Here is a 21,576-nt window from a genome sequence, read left to right as displayed (position 1 = left end):
CAGCAAGTTCCGGATCGGCCGGCCCGAGGACACCGCGCTGCGCGACCTGCCCCCGCCGCCGGCCCCCACGGCGTCCCGGCTGGCGGCCGAACTCCCCCTTCCCGCCGACCCTTTGTGGACGCCGTGGGGATCGAGGAGGTCCCGGCGGTGCTCGCGGTCCACCTCGACCTCGGCCTGCTGCGCCGCCGCTACGGCCTGCGCGCGCTACGGCTGGGCCTGTTGGAGGCCGGCCACCTCACGCAGACGCTGCTGCTCACCTCGGCGGCGTTCGGCTTGGCCACCGTCCCGCTCGGCGGCCTCCACGACGACCTCGCCCACGAACTCCTCGGCCTCGACCACCTCGACGAACCCGTCCAGTACCTCCTCCCGCCGGGTCGCCCCGCCCCGCTCTAGGTTTGTCGCCAGGAGCGCGATCGGCCAGGCCGTGGGGCGGGGGGAGGCCCGGGCCCCAGCCCGAGCCCGTCCCGGTCCGAGACTCAGAGCATGATCAGGAGTCGTGTGTTCGGAACCAGCTTCCGGTTCACGCTGGTGCTCTGCACGAAGATCGTGAAGTCGTCGTTGTGGTCCGGCTTGACGCGGACCTCCGCGTCCGGCAGACCGAGCAGGGTACGGGCCTCGGGCCCCGTGTACACCCGGTCCGACTTCTTCTCCAGCACCGCGATCCGCTTGCGCGCCTGGATCTTCTCCGACTTGCTGAGCTGGTAGAACGCTCCACCGGTACGGTAGGTGTGCCCGCTCTCGACGACCCAGTCCCGGATCGCCGCCTCACGAGCCACCGGGACGAGCGCGTACGACGACGGATCCACCGGGGTGAGGCCGGCCGCCTCGATGGTCTCCTTGTTGACGGCCTCCGCGCCCGTGGAGAACACCGCCCGCGAGCCACGGATCCCCTTCGTGCGGCCCACCATGAACTTCTCGGTGGCCTCCCGGATGACCTGCCCGGCCTCCTCCAGGCCCTGGGTGCTGGTCGCGTCCCAGATGGCGATGTTGTCCTTCGGGAAACCGCACCGCATGGCCTCGCGCTTGCCCATCTGGTCCGGCACGAGGACGGCCAGCGTCCAGTTGTCCTCCTGCGCCGCGATCATCTCGGCGACGGCCTCGACCAGCACCCGCGGATCGCCGGCCGGGGCGTCCGGGCCGCGATGACTGGCGTTCTCCTGCCCGTCGGTGAGGATGAACGTCAGGAAGCTGTGGTCGCCGTAGAGCTGGGCCGTCTGCGCCAGCTCCCGCTGGGACTTCAGCGCGGCCGCCAGCAGGGCCGTCATCCCCCCGACCCGGTACAACTCCTTCAGCGACGGCATCCGCAGCACGTCCTTGTCGTAGATGACGCACTCGACCTTGTCGGCGAAGACGTACACCGTGACGCGGGTCTCCTGGTCCAGCTCCCGGGACCGGCGGGCGAGATACTCGATCTGCTGGTCGGCGACTTCGACGACCTTGCCGCTCAGGTGCGACATGGACGAACTGGCGTCCAGCACGAGAGCGACGTGATTGATGTAGTTCTGGCTTCCGGACATGGCAGCTCCCCCTCTTTCGAACTCTGTCGAAGCGATGGTCCTACCCTCTCACCCACCACTGACAATGGATCTTGGAGCAGGGGAGCAGGGGAGCAGGGGAGCAGGGGAGCAGGGGAGCAGGGGAGCAGGGGAGCAGCCGGGAGCAGCCGGGAGCACATCTGAGGGAGCGTCGCCCGCGCGCCGCGATGCGGCGCGGGGAGCAGTCGTCGGCGGTGACGCTCACGCCGCCGATCGACGGGGCACCCCCGCCGGCGCGGGGGTACGCACATCACTTCCGAGCACGGCCGGTGCCCCCGCTGATGCGGGGGGGGGGCACCACAGCCGGTACGCGCTCGAGGCGTCAGAACTCGTCCTGGGGGAAGTCCTCGCCGGGGGCGAGTTCGTCTTCGCCGAAGTCGGCGTCACTCATGCCCGGGCCGGCGAAGAAGCCCTGAACGAGTTCCTCCATGTCCAGTGTCCTGGCACCGGCCGGAGCGGTGGGCTTGGTGCCTTCGCTCAACCGGAGCGACAGGCCCAGCTTCTTGACCTTGGCGTCCTCGGCCAGCTTGGCGAGGTCCACGTCCACCGCGGCCAGCTCACCGTTCTTGAGGGTGAAGTCCGCCGTCACCTTGGTGTTGGGAGCGTCCTTCAAATCCTTGTCCGTCGGCAGGTCCATGCCCGGCGGCAGGTCCTTCGCCAGCGGGCGGATCTCGCCGAGCAGCTCGGAGATCAGCGTGCGGAAGGGGGCCGTGGCGGTGATGTGCTCGGTGCCGTCCCCGCCGCCGGCCGTCTTGAACTTCACCTCGCGGGCGACGACCTCGCGCAGGGCCTTCACGAGCTTCTTCTGCGTCTTGGCGTCCAGCGTGGGGTCCGGCTCGGGCTCGCCCTCTTCCTCGGCGGCGGCCTTCTCCATCTCCTTGGCGTTGAACTTCACCCACTTGCCCTCGAGGACGTCCTTCACCGCCCCGGCCTCCGGGGGCAGGTCGTCGGCGTCCGGTGCGGGGCTGCCCATCATTTCGCCGAGGGTGTCGAAGTCGGCACGGAGGTACGCGTAGTCGCCGATCACGCGGTACTCGGCGAGGTCGCCGTCCGTGTTGCTGACCTTCATGGCCATGCCGACGAAGTCCTTCTCACCGGACTCCTCGATCGGCTTCTTCGACTGCACGGTGAAAGCGATCTTCGCGCCGCTGATCAGCTCGGCGGCTTCCTGCGGGATCTCCTCCCCGGGCTCGGGCTCGGACTTGGCGTCCAGCGCCTTCAGGGACGCCACGTCGGTGTCCAGGTCGAGCTCGAAGGAGAGGGTCTTCTTCTTGCCGAGCTTCTCGAAGGCGCGGTCGAGCTTCTTGCCGGCCGAGAGCTGCTCGACCGTCCCGCAGGCGGCGGAGCCCGCGAGAACGGCACCGACGACGGCGGTGGCGGTCAAGGTCTTGCGTATGGCGCTGATGATGGTCTCCTCATGGATCCGATCGTGGCGTGATCGATGAGAAGACTCCCGACCTTCCCACAAGGTTGTATCCGCCGCCCGTGTGCCGGCGGTCACGCTCACGGCGTGGGCCACGCGGTCGAGCCGTTCGACGACCCGGCGGCACTGCGGCGGGAGCGCGCCGGGACGGGGCCGCCTCGGCCAGGGGGAGCGGGGCAGGGCCGGAGAGCCGCGGTGTCCGGGCGAGCGGCGTTCTTGCTTTGGAGAGCACTCCAGCTTCTAGCCTCGCACCCGTCATCTGTGGAGAGGTGGTCACCCGTGAAGTACACGTTGTTCGGACGGACCGGTCTGCGCGTCAGCGAGTTGGCGCTGGGCACCATGACCTTCGGGGAGGACTGGGGCTGGGGTGCCGACAAGGACACCAGCGCCCGGATCCTCGACGCCTACGCCGACGCGGGCGGCAACTTCGTGGACACCGCCGACAACTACACCTCCGGCAGCGCCGAGCGGATTCTCGGCGAACTGCTGACGGGGCGCCGCGACCGGTTCGTGCTGGCGAGCAAGTACACGTGCGGCACCCGTGACGGCGATCCCAACTCCGCGGGCAATCACCGAGGGAACCTGGTGCGGTCGGTCGAGGACAGCTTGCGTCGGCTGCGCACCGACCGGCTCGACGTGCTGTGGGTGCACGCCCGGGACAACTTCACGCCGGTGGCGGAGGTGATGCGTGCCCTGGACGACATGGTCCGCGCGGGCAAGGTGCTCCACGTCGGCGTATCGGACTGGCCGGCCTGGGAGATCGCGCAGGCCAACACCCTCGCGGAGCTGCGCGGCTGGACGTGCTTCGCGGGCTCGCAGCTGCGCTACAGCCTGCTGGAGCGGACCGTGGAGCGGGAACTGCTCCCGCAGGCCCGGGCGTTCGACCTCGCCGTCTTCGCCTGGGCGCCGCTCGCGGCGGGCCGCCTCACCGGGAAGTACCGGCGCGGGGAGCGGGGCCGGCTCGACACACTGGGAGAGCGGCTGCGGGCATCGGAGGAGAAGATCGTCGACGCGGTCGTGGAGGTCGCCGAGGCGGGCGGCTGGACTCCGGCGCAGGTGGCCCTGGCCTGGCTGCTCGGCCGGCCCGGGAACGTCGTACCGATCGTGTCGGCCACCAGGCCGGAGCAACTCGTGGACAACCTGGCGAGCACCGGTGTCCGGCTGGACGCCGACGCCCGGGCCCGGCTGGACGAGGTGAGCGCGGTCCCGCTGGGCTTCCCGCACGACTTCCTGCGGGAGCCGCCCATCACCCGCAACGTGTACGGCGACCGCTGGCCGGACATCGAGGACCGCCGCTCCACGTACCGCCGTACCGTGCACGACGTCCTGTGACACCCGCTGGTTGGGCCCGGGGAGCCGAACGATCCGTACCCGGCTACGCTGGCGAGGCAGCGCTCCCATGACCCTGGGGCCGGGTCCACCAGATCCGTGAGCGCCTCCAGCGCGGCAGCCGCGGCGGTCGGCCTCCGGCCTTCGACCGGTCACCTGCGGGTGGCGCGATGGAGTGGAACGGTGATCCCGGCGCGACGCCGGCCGGCGCCGGTGATCGGAACGGACCCGCCCACACACCTGATCGGGCTTCGGCCACGCGCCTGGTCGGGATGCGCCCTTCCGCCTGATCGAAGTTCGGCCACGCGCCTCGTCGGGACTCGTCCTTTCGTGGTCGGGACTCGGCCACGCGCCTGGTCGGTACTCGTCCATACGCCTGGTCGTGCGTCCCTTCGGGAGAGCCGGTCCGGTGGCCGCGGACCGGGCTGCGAGGATGGCCGGGACCGGATGCGGACTTGAGGTGGCCAGGACACGGATGAGGGTCTTCCGAGAGGGTGCGGCGGCGCGGCTGCTCGCGCGCGTCGCCGTGCTGGCGGCGGTCGGCGCCGTGGCCGTGCTGGTGCGCACGCTGGGCGAGGGCGGGCTGCTGATCGCCGGAGCGGTGCTGCTCGGACTGGTCGGCTGCGCCGTCGGCGTCTGGTGGTTCGTGGCGTACCGCGGCGCGGTCCGGCTGTCCGGAGCGCTGGTGGCCCTCGCCGCGCCCGTCGGTGTCCTGGTGCTCCTCACACAAGAGGGCCTGTGGCAGACGGCGTCGGTCCTCGGCCTGTTCTGGGGTGCGACGATGGCCTCCGCCCGGGCGGCGCTGCGCAGGTCCCGCCCGCAGCGGTCCGTGCGGGCGGGCGTCGCCCCCCGGCCCCGGCGGCCCGTGCTCATCATGAATCCGAAGTCCGGTGGCGGGAAGGTCGGCCGCTTCCGTCTCGCGGAGCGGGCCGAGGAACTGGGCGCGCGGGTGATCCTGCTCGATCCCGCCGTCGCGACCGACGTCGCCGCCCTGGCGCGCCGGGCCGTTGCCGAGGGCGCGGACCTGCTGGGCGTGGCGGGCGGCGACGGCACCCAGGCGCTGGTCGCGGCGGTGGCCGCCGAGCACGACCTGCCGTTCCTGGTCGTCTGCGCCGGCACGCGCAACCACTTCGCGATGGACCTCGGCCTCGACCGGTCCGCCCCGGACCGCTGCCTGGACGCGCTGACCGACGGAGAGGTGCTCACGGTCGACCTCGGCGACGTCGGGGGCCGGCCCTTCGTCAACACGGTCTCCTTCGGGGTGTACGCGGATGTCGTGCAGAGCCCCGAGTACCGTGACGACAAGGCGGGCACGGCGCTGAGCCTCATGCCCGACCTGCTGCTCGGTGACAAGGTCCGACGGCTCGACGCCCGTGTCGACGGCGCCGTTCTCACCTCCCAGCAGGCACTGCTGGTCAGCAACAACCCCTACGTCTCCTCCGACGCGTTGAGCGGTGGCCGCCGCCCCCGGCTCGACGGCGGTGAACTGGGCGTGCTGGGCATCCGGGTGGAGAGCGCGGCCCAGGCCGCGGACCTGGCGGTGCGGGGCGCGCAGTTCCCGGGGCTGACGATCCGGACCGCGCAGCGGGTCGAGGTGAGTGCCGGTACCGACGAGATCCCCGTGGCGGTGGACGGCGAGGCGCTGCGCATGCCCACGCCGGTCGTGTGCTCCCTGCGCCCCGGAGCACTGCGTGTCCTGGTGCCGCGGGGCCGGCCGGGCGCCGTGGCTCCCGCGCCGCCCGTGGACTGGCGCCGCCTCCTCGACCTCGCCTGGGGCCGCACCGCGACACCCGAAGGAGACACCCGTGCCTGACGCCCGCACCACATCCCTGCAGCGCGCCGCGGCCGCCGCCCGGCGCACCACGGCGGCCGTGCTGCGCGACCTCCATGCCGTCGACGGAGCCCTGTACGCGGCCGTTGCCGCCACGCCCACGCCCACGCTGGACCGCACGCTGCGGCGGCTGTCGCACACGGCCGACCACTCCAAGATCTCCCTGACCGTGGCCGCCGGCCTCGCCCTCGTTCCCGGCCGTCCCCGGCGCGCGGCCCTGGCCGGCGTCGGCGCGGTCACGCTGGCCTCGGCGGCGGCGAACCTGTTCGGCAAGCGGATGGTGCGCCGGCGCCGGCCCGACCGGGAGCAGGCCCGGGTGGTGCTGGACCGGCACGTGCCCATGCCGCGGTCCGCGTCCTTCCCGTCCGGCCACACCGCCTCGGCGACCGCGTTCGCCACCGCGGTGGGCGTCGTACTGCCTCCCGCCGCGGTGCCGCTGGGGGCGCTGGCGGCCGCCGTCGGCTACTCCCGTGTCCACACGGGCGTGCACTACCCCGGCGACGTCGCGGCCGGAGCGGTGCTGGGGTTCGCGGCCGCGGTGACGTCCCTCGCGGTCGTGCGCGCACGGCCGCACCGCCGCACGAGGTGAACGGCCCCCACCGCACACCGACAGGACGACGACGGGGACGGGGCCACGCGACCGCCCGCCGTGCCGCCCGCCCTGCCAGGCAGCCGTCACATCCCGACGGTTGCCCTGCGCTGCGCCTGCTCGAACTCGGTGAGGGGGTCGCCGCCGGCCTCCCAGGGCCAGGCGGTGACGATCCCGCCGACCGCGTCGAACACCGCTCGCGCGTCGGCGCGTCGGTCGGCGGCCATCAGCGCGTACGCGAGGAGGTTCAGGTCGGCGACCGTCCGGGCGTGGCGGAGGAATCCGGGCTGCGCCCAGGAGTGCGCCACGCGGTCGAGTGCGTGGGCGGCCATGCCCTGGTTCCAGTGGGTCCGTGCCACCAGTGCTTCGTACCCGCCCCGGCCGAGGATGGCGTGGTACTGGTGGACCTGCGCGGTGAGCTCCGTCGCCGCGCAGGGCGCGTTGGCCGGCATCCGCGCCCCGAGTGCGTCGACGAACTCCAGGATCTGCAAGCGGGAACCGGCTTCCTCGGGAGCCAGATAGGCGAGCATGCTCATGTACGCCTCACGGTTCCAGCGGTCGCGCGCCAGCACCTCGTTCCACACCCCGAACACCTGGGGCTGCCGCCACCGTTCCCAGCGGGCCACCTTGAGCAGAGCCACCCACGGAGTCGGATCGCCCGGCGCGAGCTCGGCGGCCCGCAGGCAGCTCTCGGCGGCGCCGACCGTGCCGCCCCGGTCTTCCCGGGCCCGGGCGTGCACGACCTGCGCCCAGGCGTGCAGCACGAGCGCCGTGGCGTTGTCCGGCTGGCGCGCGGCCCACGACCTGGGCAGCTGTGACGCGGCGAGGAACTCCGCCAGCACGCTGATCCGGTGCGTTCGGCGGTCCCAGTCGCTCCCGCCCTGGTCCAGGAACCGGGATATCTGCGCCACGCACAGGTCGGTGGTGGCGATGGTTCCCGTCCTGGAGGTCGACCGCAGGGACTTCAGCAGCCTGCCCAGCTCCTGGTCGTCGAGTTCCGGGGCGATACGCGCCCGTTTGCGGCGGCTTGAAAGAAATCCCATGCACGGAGGCTAAAACGGATCACACCGCCCACAAGGGCTGAGCCGAGATCGTTATCGACAACGCGGTCATTGTCATGATCCGCGAACGCGGTCCGGAGCAGAGGCCGGTCCGGGCGCCGCGAGTCGGTCCAACGGTGTTGACAGCCTCCGGGCGCTTCCTATCATCAAAGGTTGTCCGTCAGCGCGACCAAAGTTCGAAATCACGAACACCGCGACACCGCAGCGCCTTCGACCCCGGATGAGCACAGCAGGTCCGCCCAGCCCCCCGCGCTCAGGCATGTCATGAACATGTCGTACCGGGCGCGTCACAGCCCCGGCGATGACACGCCGCCGGCCCCCCACCCTCCAGGAGACCACTCATGTCCGTGACACCGGCCCGCACCAGGCGGGCCACGCCGTTCGCCGTGCTGGCGCTCGTGCTGGCCCTGGCCACCGCCCTGCTCGGCGGCCGGGCCTCCGCCGGCAGCGGCGCCGTGGCCGCCGGCTCGCGGCCCTGCGACCTGTACGCCGCCGGGGGAACGCCCTGCGTGGCCGCGCACAGTACGACCCGCGCCCTGTACTCCGCCTACGGCAGCCGTCTCTACCAGGTCCGGCGGGCCTCGGACGGCTCCACCCGGGACATCGGCGTACTCGGCGCGGGCGGCTACGCCGACGCCGCGGCGCAGGACTCCTTCTGCGCGGGCACGAGCTGCCTCATCACCGTCGTCTACGACCAGTCCGGCCGCGGCAACCACCTCACCCAGGCGCCACCGGGAGGATTCCAGGGCCCTGCCGCGGGCGGCTACGACAACCTCGCCGAGGCTGCCGCCGCACCGGTCACCGTGGGGGGTCACAAGGCGTACGGCGTCTTCATCGCCCCCGGCACCGGATACCGCGACAACACCACCAACGGCATCGCGACCGGGGACCAGCCGGAGGGCATGTACGCGATCCTCGACGGCACCCACTACAACAGCGGTTGCTGCTTCGACTACGGCAACGCCGAGACCAACAGCCGCGACAACGGCAACGGCACGATGGAGACCATCTACTTCGGCAACAGCAAGGTCTGGGGCTACGGCACCGGCAACGGCCCCTGGGTCATGGCCGACCTGGAGAACGGCCTGTTCTCCGGAGTGAACCGCGGCTACAACGCCAACGACCCCAGCGTCAGCCACCGGTTCCTCACCGCCGTCGTCAAGGGCGGCCCCAACCACTGGGCGATCCGGGCCGGCGACGCCCGGTCGGGCGGCCTGTCCACCTACTACGACGGACCGCGTCCCAACGCCTCGGGCTACGACCCGATGAAGAAGGAGGGGGCGATCATCCTCGGCATCGGCGGCGACAACAGCAACAGCTCCGCCGGCACCTTCTACGAGGGCGCCATGACGTCCGGCTACCCGTCGGACGCGACCGAGAACGCCGTACAGGCCGACATCAACGCGGCCGGGTACGCCCCGTCCGCCGTCGCGGGCGCCCCCACCGTGGGATCCAGGGTTTCGCTGCGGGCCACCACCGCCTGCTGCACCGACCACTACCTCCGGCACAACTCAGCCGACGGCAACGCCGTCATCGCGGCGGTCTCCTCCTCCAATTCCCCGGCCGACAAGGCCGCCGCCACCTGGATCGTCCGCGCCGGCCTCGGCGACGCCTCCTGCGTCTCCTTCGAGTCCGCCGACAAGCCGGGGCAGTACCTGCGCCACTACGACTTCCGGCTGCGCGTCGACACCATCGACAGCGCCGCGCTGTCCAGGCTGGACGCCACGTTCTGCCCACAGGCCGGGCACAGCGGCCAAGGCGTCTCGCTCCGGTCCGCGAACTACCCGAGCGACTTCGTACGCCACTACTCCTACGGTGTCTACGTCGCGAGCCACGGCGGCTCCCACGCATGGGACGGCACCACCGCCTGGGCCGACGACACGAGCTGGGTCGTGACGTCTCCCTGGGCCTGACCCCACACCGGGGCACGACCGACCCGGCCGTGCCCCGGCTCACGGGCGCGGCGCCGCCCCCTCGTCGACCGGCAGGGACACCGGCCGGTCCGCCGACGGGCTGGCTGCCTCGCGGGAGCCGGAGCCGGAGCCGGAGCCGGAGCCGAGCCCGGAGCCGGAGCCTGAATTGGGGCCGGAGCCGGAAGCGGTGCCGGTGGCGCCGGCCGGGGCGCTCGCCGGACCGACGCGGTGCAGTGCCAGGTGCAGTGCCGGTATCAGGACGCAGGTGATCGCGGCACTGAGCCACAGCAGTGCGTCGAGCCGGCCCGCCGCCAGGCAGGCGCCGGCGGCCACCGCGGCCAGCGCGCACACCCCACGGTCCACGATGCTCTCCACCGAGAGCAGCGTGGCCCGCGGCGCGTCCGCGGGGATGGCGTCGTTGACGAGCTTGCGCTGCACCGGGTAGACGAACCCGGTGATCGCGGCGAACGCGCACAGCAGCGCGACCACGGTCCACGGCCCGCCGACGGTGGTGCCCGCCAGGGCGGCGGCCAGTGCCACGCTCAGCAGGGACACCCAGACGACGGGCGGCAGCCGGCGGCTCAGCCACTGCGGACGGGCCGATGCCACCGCCTCGGCGACCGTCATGGCCGCGAGCACACTGCCGTGCGTGCTCTCCCCGACCCCGTGCTCCAGGAGCACCGGCTGGAACAGGTTGACCTGGCAGATCCGCGACAGCGTGAACACGGCGACACCCTGAACCATGAGCAGGGCCAGCCACGGGGACGACCACAGGGCGCGCAGCGCGGCGCCCGTGTCACGCAGGAAGCTTCCGTCCCGCCCGGGCCGGGCGCGCGGACCGGCGTACGCCGCGCGCCCGGCGAGCCGCGGCAGGGCGAGGGCGCACCCGAGGGAACCGGCTGCGCTCGCCGCGCTGAGCACGTACGGCGTCTGCGGGGCCAGCGTCATCAACGGCCCCACGAGCGGCCAGCAGACGACCTTGGCGGCGAGCCCGAGTGCGCGTGCCGTGCCCTCGGCCCTCAGATAGTGGGCGTCCGCCCGCTCGGCGCGCAGCCCGTCGTACAGGTAGGCGCTCGCCGCGCCCGACGTCAGCGAACGTCCGGCCGCGATGGCGAGGAAGTGCGCGAGGAAACCGGCGTACGTCGGTGCCAGCACCGGTGCCAGGTTCGCCGCCGTCATCACCACCGCGCCCGCACGCAGGCAGTTGCGGGCGCCGATCCGGTCGGCGACGATCCCGGTCGGTATCTCGAACAGGCAGAAGGCGATGTAGTAGATGCTCTGGATGCCGAAGATCTGGCCGTCGGACAGGCCCGCGTCACGCTGGTAGGCGTAGAACACGGGCATCCACCACAGCAGATTGAACAGAAGCTGGAACCCGTTGTTCAGGCGGATGATCCGGCGCGCGGCGGGGGACGGCGCCGGCGCCGGGGAGGCCGGGGAAGAGGACCGCGCGAGGGACATGCGGCGCCTCACCGGGCGTAGGGGCGGACCTGCACCAGGTGGAAGGTCCCCTCCGCGGTCATCAGCCACTCGATGTCCAGGGCGTCGTCGCAGTCGTCCTCGCTGAAGTGCGACTGCAACAGGCGTCCCGCCAGGGCGAGTCGGGCGAGGCCGGCGCGGGTCGCCGCCGGGAGGTCCGCGCGCGAGGAGCCGAGGTCGACCGTGCGCCCGCCGCCCTCGACGGTGTTGTAGAGGTACTGCTGCGGCAGGACCGTGCCGTCCACCACGCGCTCGGGCGAGCCGGGCGTGCAGTTGAGGTACACGCTGCGGAAGTCCTCGGGCCGGGTCGGGTCACAGGTCACCAGCACGCCCCCCAGTACGGCGGATACGTACTCCTGGACGATCACGCCCATGTAGGTGTCGTCCAGGGGAATGCCCGCCTGGTGCCGCAGGCGCACGCTGCGCGGCGACAGCAGCGACGCCCACACCTGCCGTACCGCGTCCATGAGCTGTTCCGTGCCGTGCACCGTGGTGACCGAGTCGTAGATCCCGGCGGCGGAGAAGCCGGGCAGGTCCTCGGCGTTGGAGGAGGAGCGCACCACCAGACGACGCCCGTCGGCCGTGAGCTCCGCAACGGAGGCGGTGATCGCCCGCGCCACCTCCTGCGGCATCGGCGTGGCGCACGTCAGGCGCTGGAGGTGCAGGGACAGCGAGTCGACCACGTCCAGGGCATCGAGTTCCAGCGCCATCTTCAGCCGGCCGATGCCCTGCTGGAGCGCGGGGGAGGAGGTGAGGAACAGGTGGTGCAGCCGGAACGGCAGGGCGACCCCCCGGGGAGCGCGCACCGTCTCCGCCACGCGTTCGGCGGCGGCGGCCCGCAGCCGCTGCGCCGACGCCCCCGGCTCGCCCAGCCGGGCGGCGAGGTGGCCGAGCAGATCCGGCCGTGGCGGACGCGGGCGCGCGTAGAACCTCGTCAGGTCCGCGGTACGGCTGTCCAGGACGTGGTGCAGCTCCCCGAGGTTGGCCGCCTTGGTGCCGTAACCGTCCCGGTCGGTGCGCCGCAGCCGGTGCAGCGCCAGGACCGGGGCCTGGCGCAGCAGGGGCGACTCGATCCGGATGCGCTGCCGGTGCCAGGCGGGCCGCTCCAGAGCCGGCGCGCCGGGCAGCCGTTCCAGGGTGATGGCGTCCTCGCGTACGCGGTAGCGCACCCAGGCGCCGTCGAGGCCCTCGCGCCGCACGACGGCGTCGAGATCGCGGACGATCGCGTTCGGTATGCCCCAGCCCGCGGCCAGCACGTTCGTGTGCGAGAGCGGCGTCGTGGGAGCCGTGCTGATGAATCCGGCGGTGCGGGGTACGTCGTCGGGCAGCCGGGGCATCGCGACGATGTCCGGCCAGCCGAGGTCCGCGGCGGCACTCTCGTACTCGGCCGTGGTGCGGAAGTAGCGCAGCCGACCCTCGGCCTCGCCCGGGTTGAGGCAGGTGCGGGTCCGGTTGCCGAACAGCTCATGGCTGAGGACGCGTGGCACGCGTGCCTCACCGACCGTGGCCAGCTCGTGCTCCTGGGCGTGGTTGGCCGGCTTCAGCAGCAGGGGCAGGCGACCGTCCAGCCGGCCACGGACGTACCGGTAGAACTCCTCCAGCAGGGGGCCGGGCATGGTGTCCGCCTCGGTCGTCTCCAGGACGAGGAACGGCCGCTCGGAGCCGTCGGCCTCCTGCTCGGTGTGCAGGGACAGCACTCCGAGCAGGAAACGGCGTTCGGGGTCCATGTACACCGACGCGTTGAACGCGTCCAGCTCCGCGTCGAGTGCGTCCAGCGTCATGCCGAGGACGCGGGTCGCGATGTAGTCGACGTGGAAGGGGTGCACGCGGGTGTCGAGCAGGTGCCAGGTGTCCTCGGCCCGGTCCACCACCACCTTCAGGTACGGGTGCCCGGCCAGCACCCCGGACAGCGCGCGGAACAGCGGCAGCGTCAGGTTGGCGCCGACGACGGTGCGGTCGGCCGCGGTGCCGGGCGCGCCCGCCTCCTGACGTGTGCCGCTCCCGGCCGCCTCCTGACGTGTGCCGGTCATGCCCACCTCCTCCTCTGTGCCGGTCATGCCCGCACCGCCTCGGTGACGTCCGTGGGCAACAGCCGCGGCAGGGCGTCCACCACCGCGGTGAAGTCGTCCACGACGGTCTGCGGCCGGTCGGCCGACAGCAGGCACACCGCCGCCATGGTGTTGGCGCCGGCGGCCGGGTCGTACACCGGCACGAGGGTGCCGTCCGGCAGGGAGCTCTCCGCGACGACGGACAGGGTGCTGCCCGCTGCGACCGGCGCGGAACGGACCACCGTGCCGGCGTCCCACCGGTGGCGGCGGGCCCACGGCGAACCGTCACCGTTCACGGCGAGCACCACCAGGGACCCGGCCGCGCCGCCGGCGTCGTCCGGTGTCAACGCCCGCGCGGGCCACGCGGGAGAGCCGCCGAGCAGCTGGTCGGTGAACATGCCCACCAGGTCCAGCCCGAAGACCTGCTCGATCTGCGGCACCGTCATCGCGCCGCCGAACCGCGCGGCCGTCTCGATCACCCACATACGACCGTGCGCACCCAGCTTGATCTCCGTGTGGGTACCGCAGTTCTCCAGACCCAGCGCGTCCACGGCCCGTCGGGCCAGTTCCACGATCCGGGCCTGCGCGCCGCTGTCGAGCGCCGCCGGGGTGATGCCGGCGCGCTCGGTGAACGGTGCCACCGTCGGCATCCGTCCGCTCACGCAGACCGGGCGGAAGACACCGTCGACCACCACGCCCTCGACGCTGACGTAGTCACCCCAGCCGCGACCGCCGAACCAGTGGCGTGCGCACCCGCTGACGATCTCCTCCACGATGAAGTCCTCACCGGCCCCGGCCACGTGGAGCTCCGCGAACCCGAGCAGCGCCGACTCGGCCATCACCGCGCGCGACCGCTGCCAGGCGTCGCGCACCGCCCCGGGCGTCTCGATGATCTGGTGGGCGGTGGAACCGGCGCTCCACGCGGACTTCAGCAGCAGCGGGAACGACAACTCGGCCGCCGCGCGCTCCAGTTCCGCGGCCGTGGTGACCGAGCGGAACCGGGGCTGCGGCAAGCCCCGGCGCTCCCAGGCCGCGCGCATCAGCCGCTTGTCGCGGGCGAGCGCGGCGGTGGGCCCGGCACCGCGCAGCCCGAGCCGCCGGCACGCCTCGGCGACCGCCACCACCGCGTACTCCGAGAAGGTGACGACCGCGTCCGCGCCCACCTCGCGGGCACGGGCGGTGATCAGCCCGACGAGATCGCGGCCCTGCGCGGTGACGTGCGTGGTGACCGAGTCGCAGATCCCCGCGGCCTCGGCCGCCACGGCGGCGGGCAGCTCGCTGAGTGCCAGCAGGTGCACCGCGGACCTCGCGGCCACCCGCGTCAGGGCGTACCCCGCCGGGGGCCCGCCCTTGGCATGCACGTACAGCACCTTGCTCACCACAACCCAACTCCTCTGGTCGTCCGAAGGCCCGGGCGCGGTCCGCGCCCGGCCGGCCGTCGGCGGCGGCCGGCCCGCCGCCGTCAAGTCCCCCGTGCTGCCGCCTCTTTCCAGCGAACCAGCCCCGACTCCCGCCATCCGCCGGCAAAAGCGCCGACCGTTCAGGCAAATGCCGCAATGCCGCGACCGGCCGCCGGCAGGTGCGGAGCGGGTGATGCGCCAGGGGGTGTGCGCGGGCGCGAGGTCCCCCGGCCGCGCATGTCCGGTGCGCTACGGGATACGCATGAGGTGTCACGCAACGTGACATGGTGGACAATTGAAGGAGTTGGGCCGTGGACGAGGCCGATTTCAAGACGCTGCTCGCGCCCCTTCCGGTGTCCTGGTGGGAAGCCGACGGCGGGCTGAGAGTGCTCGACAGCGGCGGCGGCGCGTTCGCCGACGAACGGACCGCCCGCCGCTTCCTGGAAGCGCTCTGCGCCGACCGCGGCGGCCCCTCCGACCCGCCGGACGCGGGCCCGTACCAGGCGTGCTTCGAAGGCCGCACCTTCGACGTCAACTGGCCGGCCCGCGACCAGCACGCCGACCGGCACGCCAGCAGGGGAGTGGCGGTCGAGGTCGGCGGCCGGCCGGAGGAGAACCCGTACGCCGCGTTCGCCGACCTCACCCCGGCCGCGGCCTTCGTGCGCGACGCGACCGGGCACTACCTGTGGGCCAACCACGCGTACGCCCACCTGTACGGCACCACGCGCGACGCCGTGATCGGCCGCCACCTGGCCGAGGTCGACCAACCCGGCGACGTCGACCGGTTCCTCGCCCTGGACCGGGAGGTCCTGACCGGCGGCAGGCCCGTACGGCACACCCTCGCCTACCGGCGCCCCGACGGCTCCTCGGGGCAGGCGGCGGGGTACCGCTTCCCCGTCCGCTGGGCCGGACACCGCTGCGTGGCCGGCATCTACGTCGACGTCACCGACCGCACCCGGGCCCTGGACCAGCGACGCCGGGCCGAGGAGGAACTGCGGGCCCTGCGCGACCACTGCGGTCTCCTCTGCGTCCGCCTCTCCGCGGACGGACTGGTGGGGGAGGCCGGCACCGGCGTCGCGGAACTCCTGCGCGTGCGCCGCTCCGAACTCATCGGGCTGCCCGTGACCGGCCTCCTCGCGAGGACACCAGAACGCGGCGCCCTGTACCGCCTCTGGGACGACCTGATAGCCGGCCGGCGCAGGAGTGCCCGCGCCGCCGCCGTACTCACCGACGCGGACGGCGGGCTGCGCCGCGTACGGGTCCACCTGAGCACGGTGCCCGGAGCCGCGGAACGCGTGTCCGGGGTGTGGGCCGTCATGACGCACGTCGGCCTGCGCCACGAACCCCAGCCGCCGCTGACGGCCACCCAGGTCCGCATCCTCGCCCTGCTGGCCGCGGGACGCAGCAACGCGGACATCGCGGGAACCCTGCACCTCTCACGGCAGACGGTCGACTACCACCTGAGCCGCCTGCGCGACCTCCTGGGCGCCGCCACCCGCCCCGCCCTGGTCGCCCGCGCGTACGTGCTCGGCATCCTCTCCCCGCAGGCCTGGCCGCCCCGGTCCGCCACGGCGGCACATCCGCTGAGCCCCGTCTGAGCGGACCGGCGCCGTGCGCCGCGAGGGGCGGGGAAAAAGACCGGGGACAACGCTTCGGCGGTGTGGTTATGATGCGCGGGATGATGAACTTCTCCTCGTACGGATTGGGGGAATCGTTCGCGCAAGGTGAGTGCTGATGGCACATCACCTCCCGAACGACTTCCCGTCCCGCCTGCTGATGTGGCAGCGCGTGCGCGAGTACGCCGTGCCACCGTCCATGATCGAGACCGCGTCCGCACGGCGCGCGGCCGGTGACTGGGCGGGGGCCTGTGCCGCCGCCCGCGTCGACATCGATCTCGATCTGCGCGCCGTGCGCGACCGCCACGGCACCGAGGTCGCCGGCCGCCTCCGCGCGGACCTGCGCCGACTGGCACCGGATCTGCTGCGCTGGCACATGCCCCGCAGCGCGCCCGACGGGCGGCTCCGGCCCGGCCTCACCCTGTCCCTGGCCCATTACGGCGGCTCGGGCACCGCACCGCCGCAGCTGGTGGTGCGCACACCACCGGCCTGGGCGGACGCCGGCCAGCGGATGTCCCTCGCCCTGTGGGAGGGGTCCGCGACCGGCGCCCCGAGGCACCATCCGCACCCGCATCCCGACCGGCGTTTCCGGCTCGACCTGCACCGCCACCTCTGGGACGCGGCAAGGAGCGGCGAGCTCGCGCGGCGCTGCGGAGCGGACCCGGCACCGTCCGACCGGCCCCGGGGCAGGGGCAGCACCCTCCCACCCGGCCTGCCGGACCGGGCCGCCGCCGACGCGTCCTGGGCGGTGAACCGCTGGGCCGCCGAGGCGGAGTTGCTGCTCCGGGCCGAGAACCGCCCCCGCGGGGCCTTCACCGTACGGCTCGCCGCGCGCAGCCGCGCCGTCCTCGAACTCGTCGCCCCCGACGACAGCCACGCCCCGACGCTCCGGCCGCTGCGCGAGGCGCTGCCGCGGCAGCAGGTCGCCGCGCTCCCGGTGCTGCCCGAGGCCGCGGCGCGGGTCCTACCGGACCTGGAGCTGCTGCGGGCCGGGCTCACCACGGCCGACCGGCTCCATCCGCTCGTCGCCGCGGCACTGGCGGAGCCCGGCCCGACGCGAACGGCCGCGCCCGCCACCGCGCCCGGCGACCCCCACCGGGTCGAGTGCCGGGGCGAGGTCCACCGGATCGCGCTGCGCGCCGGCGTGCTGACGGCGATCGACCACGACCCGGCCGAACTCCGGCGCGAGGAACTGCTGGTGGCGCTCGGCGGGCCGGCACTGCCCTGCGTACGGGCCATCGACGCGGTGCACCGCAGCCCGGAGGCACTGCCCGCGGTCCGGGAGCGGCTCCGCCACGGTGACATCGCCGGGACGCTGGACGTGGTGCAGAGGCTGCTCGGTCCCGGCGCCGTCCTGCCCGACGGCCCGCTCCGGCAGGCACTGGAGTCGGCCGCGACCCGCCGTGTCGACCACGGTCGCTTCCGCTCCGGGCTGGTCAGCGTGCATCCCGCCGCCGGCGCCGCGGAAGGCGGGACGGCCTCGGGCGCGGAACACGCGGACGCGAGCCACCGCCCGCGGCTCGATCGCCGGGTACCCGCCGCCATGCGCCAGAAGCACACCAGCCGGGCCCGGCCCCGCACCGGCCTGACGCGCTGACCCCCTTCCGCCGAGAACACCGGGAACGTGCAGAACACCCAGAACGCGCAGAACGCCGAGAGCGCGCAGAACACCGAGAGCGCGCAGAACGCCGAGAACACCGGCGCGTCCGGCGCCGCACACCCTCACATCGTCCGGACGGGCCACGCCCCGTCCCCTCCTCCCACCCAGGTGATGCCCCATGACCTCCAGCACCCTCCTGCCCGCCTCGCCCCCCGACCTGTCCGTGCCCCCTGCCGACGTGCCCGCCGCCGACGTACCTGCCCCGGCCTCCGGCCTGCCCGCGTCCGCCGGCGCGTCCGCACAGCGCGCGCAACTCGCCCTCGCCGGCGACCTCCTGGACCTGCTGCGGACCAATACCACCGAACCGCGCCCCGACGAGCAGCTCGAAGCGCTCACCCTGGCCGTCGCGGCCGACCTGCCCGTGCTGCTCTGGGGGGAGCCGGGCATCGGCAAAACCGCGGCCCTGACCCAGCTCGCCGCCTCCCTCGACCTGCCGCTGACGACCGTGATCGCCAGCGTGCACGAGCCGTCCGACTTCTCCGGACTGCCCATCGTCGGCGACGACCCTGCCGTACAGGGCGTGCCGATGGCACCGCCGCAGTGGGCCGTGGAACTCGTGCGCGCCGGCCGGGGCCTGCTCTTCCTGGACGAACTCTCCACCGCCACCCCGGCCGTCCAGGCCGCGCTGCTCCGGGTCGTCCTGGAACGGAAGGTCGGCACGCTCCAACTGCCGCCGCAGGTCAGGATCGTGGCCGCCGCCAATCCGCGCGCCTCGGCAGCGGACGGCTGGGAGCTGAGCCCGCCGCTCGCCAACCGGTTCGTGCACCTGTACTGGGTGCACGACCGGGATGTCGTGGTGCGCGGGCTGGGCGGGGTCTGGCCCCGGGCGGAGCTGCCCCGGCTGGAGCCGGAACGGCTGCCGGAGGCGGTGGCGTACGCCCGGCGTGCCGTCTGCGGTTTCCTCCAGGCCCGGCCCACGCTGATCCACCGGCTGCCGAGCACCGAGACGCGGCGCGGCGGCGCCTGGCCGTCACCCCGCAGCTGGGAGGCCGCGTTGACCCTGCTGGCCTTCGGCACGGCGGCCTCCGTCTCCCGCGACGTGCTCGCGCTGCTGGTACGGGGGGCGGTGGGGGACGGGCCCGGACTCGAACTCCTCGCCCACCTGGACCGGATGGACCTGCCGGACCCGGAGTCGCTGCTGGCCGACCCTCCCACCGCCGAACTGCCGGAACGCGGCGATCTGCGGCAGGCGGCGCTGGAGGCGGTGGTGGCCGCCGTCGGCGCGCGACCGGAGCACCGGCGGTGGGAAGCGGCCTGGAAGGTGCTGGTCAGGGCGCTGGAGACCGGCGCCCCCGACCTGCTGGTCGCCCCGGCGACCACGCTGGCCGCGCTCCGGCGCGACGACTGGGAGGTGCCGGAGGCGGTGGATCGGCTGGCCGGGGTGGTCGGCCTCGCCCGCCGGGCGGACCGGTCGGTGGACCGGGCCACGGCGGACGCCCGGCGCGCCACGGGGACGCGCCGATGACGGGGGCCGCCGGGCGCCGGGTTCCGCTGCCGCACCCCATGGCCCCACCCGCGCCGCCACGCCCGGTGCGGGCCGCCGTGCCGGAACCGGCGGCCGGTGCCGGCGGCCCGCACCACCGGCCCGGACTTCCCCTGGACACCGAGAAGTTGCTGGCCGCACGGCTGCACGCGGTGAAGGTCCGCCCCTACCTGGCCGCCGCCCTCTTCGCGCTGCACGTCGTGGAGGACCGCTCGGTGCCGACGATGGCGGTGGACGCGTACTGGCGCTGCTACGTCTCGCCCGGCTTCGTGGCGCGCACGCCGGTGGAGGAACTGGCGGGCGTCTGGGTGCACGAGGTCTCCCACCTGCTCCGCGACCACCACGCGCGGAGCGAGCGGTACGCCCGGGAACACGAGCGGCACGGTCCGGGCGAGCCCGGCGCGCGGGGACCCTCCTCGACCGGAGCCTCCTCGGCCGGGCCCACCCCGGCCGGGACCATCTCCACCGGACCTTCCCCGGCCGGGCCCACCCCGGCAGGACCTTCCCCGGCCGGGCCCACCTCGACCGGACCTTCCCCGGCCGGGCCCACCCCGGCAGGGCCTTCCTCGGCCGGAGGCGGCGAGAGGCTGCGCCGCAACATCGCCGCCGACTTCGAGATCAACGACGACATCTACGGCGACGGTCTGCCCCGGCCCGCCGGGGCGGTGCACCCTTCGCTGCTGCGCCTGCCCGACGGCCTGCTGATGGAGGAGTACCTGCGGACGGCCTCGATGTCCGGGCTCGCCGCCGACCTGGCCTGGCTCGACTGCGGCAGCGGCGCCGACGGGCAGGTCAGGCCGTGGGAGCTGGGGCCCGAGGGAGCCCACGGCCTGAGCAGGCAGCAGCGGGACGCGGTCCGTTTCCGGGTCGCCGAGGGCATCAAGGGCCGGCCGGGCGACGCGCCGGAGGGCTGGCGCCGGTGGGCGGACGAGGCGTTCCACCCACCGCAGCCGTGGCGGCAGTTGCTGGGGGCGGCGGTCCGGTCGGCGGCGGCTGCGCCGGGGGTGGGCGAGAACCACAGCTACCGGCGCCCCTCACGGCGCTCGGCCGGCCTCCCCGGAGTGCTGCTGCCGAGCCTGCGCCGCACACCGCCCCGCGTCTGCGTCGTCATCGACACCTCCGGGTCGGTGAGCGACGCCGAACTGGGCAGCGCGCTGCTGGAGGTGGCCGCGATCTCCCAGGCGGTGGGCGGCCGGCGCGACCTCGTCTCGGTGATCTCCTGCGACGCGGCGGCCGGAATCGCCGTCCCCCTCTGCCGGGCCGAGAACATCGAACTGCTCGGCGGCGGGGGAACCGATCTGCGCTCCGGCTTCGCCCGGGCGCTCCGCTCCCGGCCGCGCCCGGACGTGATCGTCGCCCTCACGGACGGCCAGACGCCGTGGCCCTCCGCCCAGCCGCCCTGCCGCACCGTGGTCGGCCTCTTCCCCCGCCCCTCCCGCGCGGTGAACGAGAACCGTCCCGACTACGTCCCCGACCGCCCGCCACCCTGGGCACGGGTGGTCACCATCGGCTGAGCGGACACGACCCGCCGGCCGACCGGCTGCGGTGCGGCACGGGCGGCTCGGCTCAGCTCCTCCACTCGCGGCCGAGCACCGCGTACACGTACTCACTGCCCCAGCGGTCACCGTCGAGGTCGTTGTCCACCAGGTGTGCCTCGCGCCGCATCCCCAGGCGCTCGCACACGCGCACCGAGGCGGTGTTGAGGACGTCGAGCCGGGCGAAGACCCGGTGGACGCCCAACGGGCCGAAGGCCAACGAGACGACGGCGCGCGCCGCTTCGGTGGCGTAACCCCGTCCGGCGTACCCCGGGTTGAAGACCCAGCCGATCTCCGCCTGCCGGGCGCGGGCGCTCACCAGGGTGAGGACCACTTCGCCGATGACGACGCCGGGATCCTCCGCCCGGCACACGGCCAGCAGCAGAACGTCGCCGTCCGCGCTCCACGGTGTCCCGCCCGCCCGCGCGGCGATGGACTCGGCGCAGCCCTCGCGGGTCAGCGGCGGCCGGTAGAGGAAGCGGGCGACCTCGGGAAGGGCCTGGTACGCGTACCGGTCCTCGACGTCGTCGGCGGTGAAGAGCCGCAGGATCAGCCGCTCGGTCGTGACGGGTGCCTGGGCGCAGGGCGAGACAGCGGTCATCGGACCTCCCCGTGTGCTGTCGGTGGGTCCCGGACAGCCTAGTGGGCCGCGGCCGGGCGGGGCCGGTCACGGC

16 protein-coding genes are annotated in these 21,576 nt (G+C 73.7%); 9 read left to right on the top strand and 7 right to left on the bottom strand.

Features of this window, described 5'->3' with window-relative positions; all coding sequences use genetic code 11:
• The first annotated feature begins 123 nt into the window (after positions 1-123).
• Positions 124-393, top strand: coding sequence for a nitroreductase family protein (locus tag ABZ576_RS19900; RefSeq protein ID WP_360741958.1), 270 nt, complete (start codon positions 124-126; stop codon positions 391-393).
• A gap of 83 nt (positions 394-476) precedes the next feature.
• Here ABZ576_RS19900 and ABZ576_RS19895 read toward each other — a convergent pair whose 3' ends face one another.
• Both ABZ576_RS19895 and ABZ576_RS19890 read right to left on the bottom strand, forming a co-directional pair.
• Entirely contained in the window at positions 477-1,517 is a 1,041-nt protein-coding gene (locus ABZ576_RS19895; protein WP_360741955.1) for a vWA domain-containing protein, read from the bottom strand.
• Between the two features lie 340 nt (positions 1,518-1,857).
• Positions 1,858-2,919 carry a hypothetical protein gene (locus ABZ576_RS19890; RefSeq protein ID WP_360741952.1) on the bottom strand — a complete coding sequence of 354 codons (1,062 nt, stop codon included), beginning with the start codon at positions 2,917-2,919 and terminating at the stop codon, positions 1,858-1,860.
• 318 nt (positions 2,920-3,237) lie between these two features.
• Here ABZ576_RS19890 and ABZ576_RS19885 point away from each other — a divergent pair, with 318 nt between their 5' ends.
• The 3 genes from ABZ576_RS19885 (at position 3,238) to ABZ576_RS19875 (ending at position 6,707) form a co-directional block, all read left to right on the top strand.
• The gene (locus ABZ576_RS19885) at positions 3,238-4,290 is read left to right on the top strand and encodes an aldo/keto reductase (RefSeq protein WP_360741949.1); all 1,053 of its coding nucleotides are present in this window, start codon (positions 3,238-3,240) and stop codon (positions 4,288-4,290) included.
• Between the two features lie 472 nt (positions 4,291-4,762).
• Entirely contained in the window at positions 4,763-6,100 is a 1,338-nt protein-coding gene (locus ABZ576_RS19880; protein ID WP_360741946.1) for a diacylglycerol kinase family protein, read from the top strand.
• On the top strand, positions 6,093-6,707 hold the full coding sequence (locus tag ABZ576_RS19875; protein ID WP_360741943.1) for a phosphatase PAP2 family protein: 615 nt from the start codon (positions 6,093-6,095) through the stop codon (positions 6,705-6,707). Before ABZ576_RS19880 ends, ABZ576_RS19875 begins: the two co-directional genes overlap by 8 nt.
• A gap of 86 nt (positions 6,708-6,793) precedes the next feature.
• Here ABZ576_RS19875 and ABZ576_RS19870 read toward each other — a convergent pair whose 3' ends face one another.
• The gene (locus ABZ576_RS19870) at positions 6,794-7,750 is read right to left on the bottom strand and encodes a hypothetical protein (RefSeq protein WP_360741940.1); all 957 of its coding nucleotides are present in this window, start codon (positions 7,748-7,750) and stop codon (positions 6,794-6,796) included.
• A gap of 359 nt (positions 7,751-8,109) precedes the next feature.
• Here ABZ576_RS19870 and ABZ576_RS19865 point away from each other — a divergent pair, with 359 nt between their 5' ends.
• Positions 8,110-9,681, top strand: coding sequence for an alpha-L-arabinofuranosidase B (locus ABZ576_RS19865; RefSeq protein WP_360741937.1), 1,572 nt, complete (start codon positions 8,110-8,112; stop codon positions 9,679-9,681).
• Between the two features lie 39 nt (positions 9,682-9,720).
• Here the strand turns inward: ABZ576_RS19865 and ABZ576_RS19860 are convergent, their stop codons facing one another.
• The 3 genes from ABZ576_RS19860 to ABZ576_RS19850 are packed head-to-tail and all read right to left on the bottom strand — an operon-like array spanning position 9,721 to position 14,587.
• Positions 9,721-11,142: an MFS transporter gene (locus tag ABZ576_RS19860; RefSeq protein WP_360741934.1), complete on the bottom strand. Its 1,422-nt coding sequence runs from the start codon at positions 11,140-11,142 to the stop codon at positions 9,721-9,723.
• An 8-nt stretch (positions 11,143-11,150) separates the two neighbouring features.
• Positions 11,151-13,190, bottom strand: coding sequence for a PEP/pyruvate-binding domain-containing protein (locus ABZ576_RS19855; RefSeq protein ID WP_360741931.1), 2,040 nt, complete (start codon positions 13,188-13,190; stop codon positions 11,151-11,153).
• 23 nt (positions 13,191-13,213) lie between these two features.
• Entirely contained in the window at positions 13,214-14,587 is a 1,374-nt protein-coding gene (locus tag ABZ576_RS19850) for an ATP-grasp domain-containing protein (protein WP_360741928.1), read from the bottom strand.
• Between the two features lie 332 nt (positions 14,588-14,919).
• Here ABZ576_RS19850 and ABZ576_RS19845 point away from each other — a divergent pair, with 332 nt between their 5' ends.
• The 4 genes from ABZ576_RS19845 (at position 14,920) to ABZ576_RS19830 (ending at position 20,881) form a co-directional block, all read left to right on the top strand.
• Positions 14,920-16,206, top strand: a complete 1,287-nt coding sequence (locus tag ABZ576_RS19845; RefSeq protein WP_360741925.1) for a PAS domain S-box protein — start codon at positions 14,920-14,922, stop codon at positions 16,204-16,206.
• A gap of 136 nt (positions 16,207-16,342) precedes the next feature.
• On the top strand, positions 16,343-17,821 hold the full coding sequence (locus ABZ576_RS19840) for a hypothetical protein (RefSeq protein ID WP_360741922.1): 1,479 nt from the start codon (positions 16,343-16,345) through the stop codon (positions 17,819-17,821).
• Between the two features lie 181 nt (positions 17,822-18,002).
• Positions 18,003-19,349 (top strand): MoxR family ATPase, encoded by a 1,347-nt coding sequence (locus tag ABZ576_RS19835; RefSeq protein WP_360741919.1) that lies wholly within the window; start codon positions 18,003-18,005, stop codon positions 19,347-19,349.
• A 38-nt stretch (positions 19,350-19,387) separates the two neighbouring features.
• Positions 19,388-20,881 carry a VWA-like domain-containing protein gene (locus ABZ576_RS19830; RefSeq protein ID WP_360741916.1) on the top strand — a complete coding sequence of 498 codons (1,494 nt, stop codon included), beginning with the start codon at positions 19,388-19,390 and terminating at the stop codon, positions 20,879-20,881.
• Between the two features lie 52 nt (positions 20,882-20,933).
• Here the strand turns inward: ABZ576_RS19830 and ABZ576_RS19825 are convergent, their stop codons facing one another.
• Positions 20,934-21,503, bottom strand: a complete 570-nt coding sequence (locus ABZ576_RS19825; protein ID WP_360741913.1) for a GNAT family protein — start codon at positions 21,501-21,503, stop codon at positions 20,934-20,936.
• Positions 21,504-21,576: the final 73 nt, after the last annotated feature.

It is taken from the genome of Streptomyces sp. NPDC013455 (assembly GCF_040632975.1).
Taxonomy (GTDB): Bacteria; Actinomycetota; Actinomycetes; order Streptomycetales; family Streptomycetaceae; genus Streptomyces.
The sequence above is the reverse complement of the archived record's forward strand: the minus strand, read 5'-3'. Positions and strand labels throughout refer to the sequence as shown.

What these genes read in the sequence shown, in the direction of transcription:
- ABZ576_RS19855 (WP_360741931.1), bottom strand. Translation starts at nt 13,190, where the DNA reads ATGACCGGCACACGTCAGGAGGCGGCCGGGAGCGGCACACGTCAGGAG.
- ABZ576_RS19830 (WP_360741916.1), top strand. Translation starts at nt 19,388, where the DNA reads ATGGCCCCACCCGCGCCGCCACGCCCGGTGCGGGCCGCCGTGCCGGAA.
- ABZ576_RS19825 (WP_360741913.1), bottom strand. Translation starts at nt 21,503, where the DNA reads ATGACCGCTGTCTCGCCCTGCGCCCAGGCACCCGTCACGACCGAGCGG.
- ABZ576_RS19870 (WP_360741940.1), bottom strand. Translation starts at nt 7,750, where the DNA reads ATGGGATTTCTTTCAAGCCGCCGCAAACGGGCGCGTATCGCCCCGGAA.
- ABZ576_RS19840 (WP_360741922.1), top strand. Translation starts at nt 16,343, where the DNA reads ATGGCACATCACCTCCCGAACGACTTCCCGTCCCGCCTGCTGATGTGG.
- ABZ576_RS19865 (WP_360741937.1), top strand. Translation starts at nt 8,110, where the DNA reads ATGTCCGTGACACCGGCCCGCACCAGGCGGGCCACGCCGTTCGCCGTG.
- ABZ576_RS19880 (WP_360741946.1), top strand. Translation starts at nt 4,763, where the DNA reads ATGAGGGTCTTCCGAGAGGGTGCGGCGGCGCGGCTGCTCGCGCGCGTC.
- ABZ576_RS19895 (WP_360741955.1), bottom strand. Translation starts at nt 1,517, where the DNA reads ATGTCCGGAAGCCAGAACTACATCAATCACGTCGCTCTCGTGCTGGAC.
- ABZ576_RS19835 (WP_360741919.1), top strand. Translation starts at nt 18,003, where the DNA reads ATGACCTCCAGCACCCTCCTGCCCGCCTCGCCCCCCGACCTGTCCGTG.
- ABZ576_RS19860 (WP_360741934.1), bottom strand. Translation starts at nt 11,142, where the DNA reads ATGTCCCTCGCGCGGTCCTCTTCCCCGGCCTCCCCGGCGCCGGCGCCG.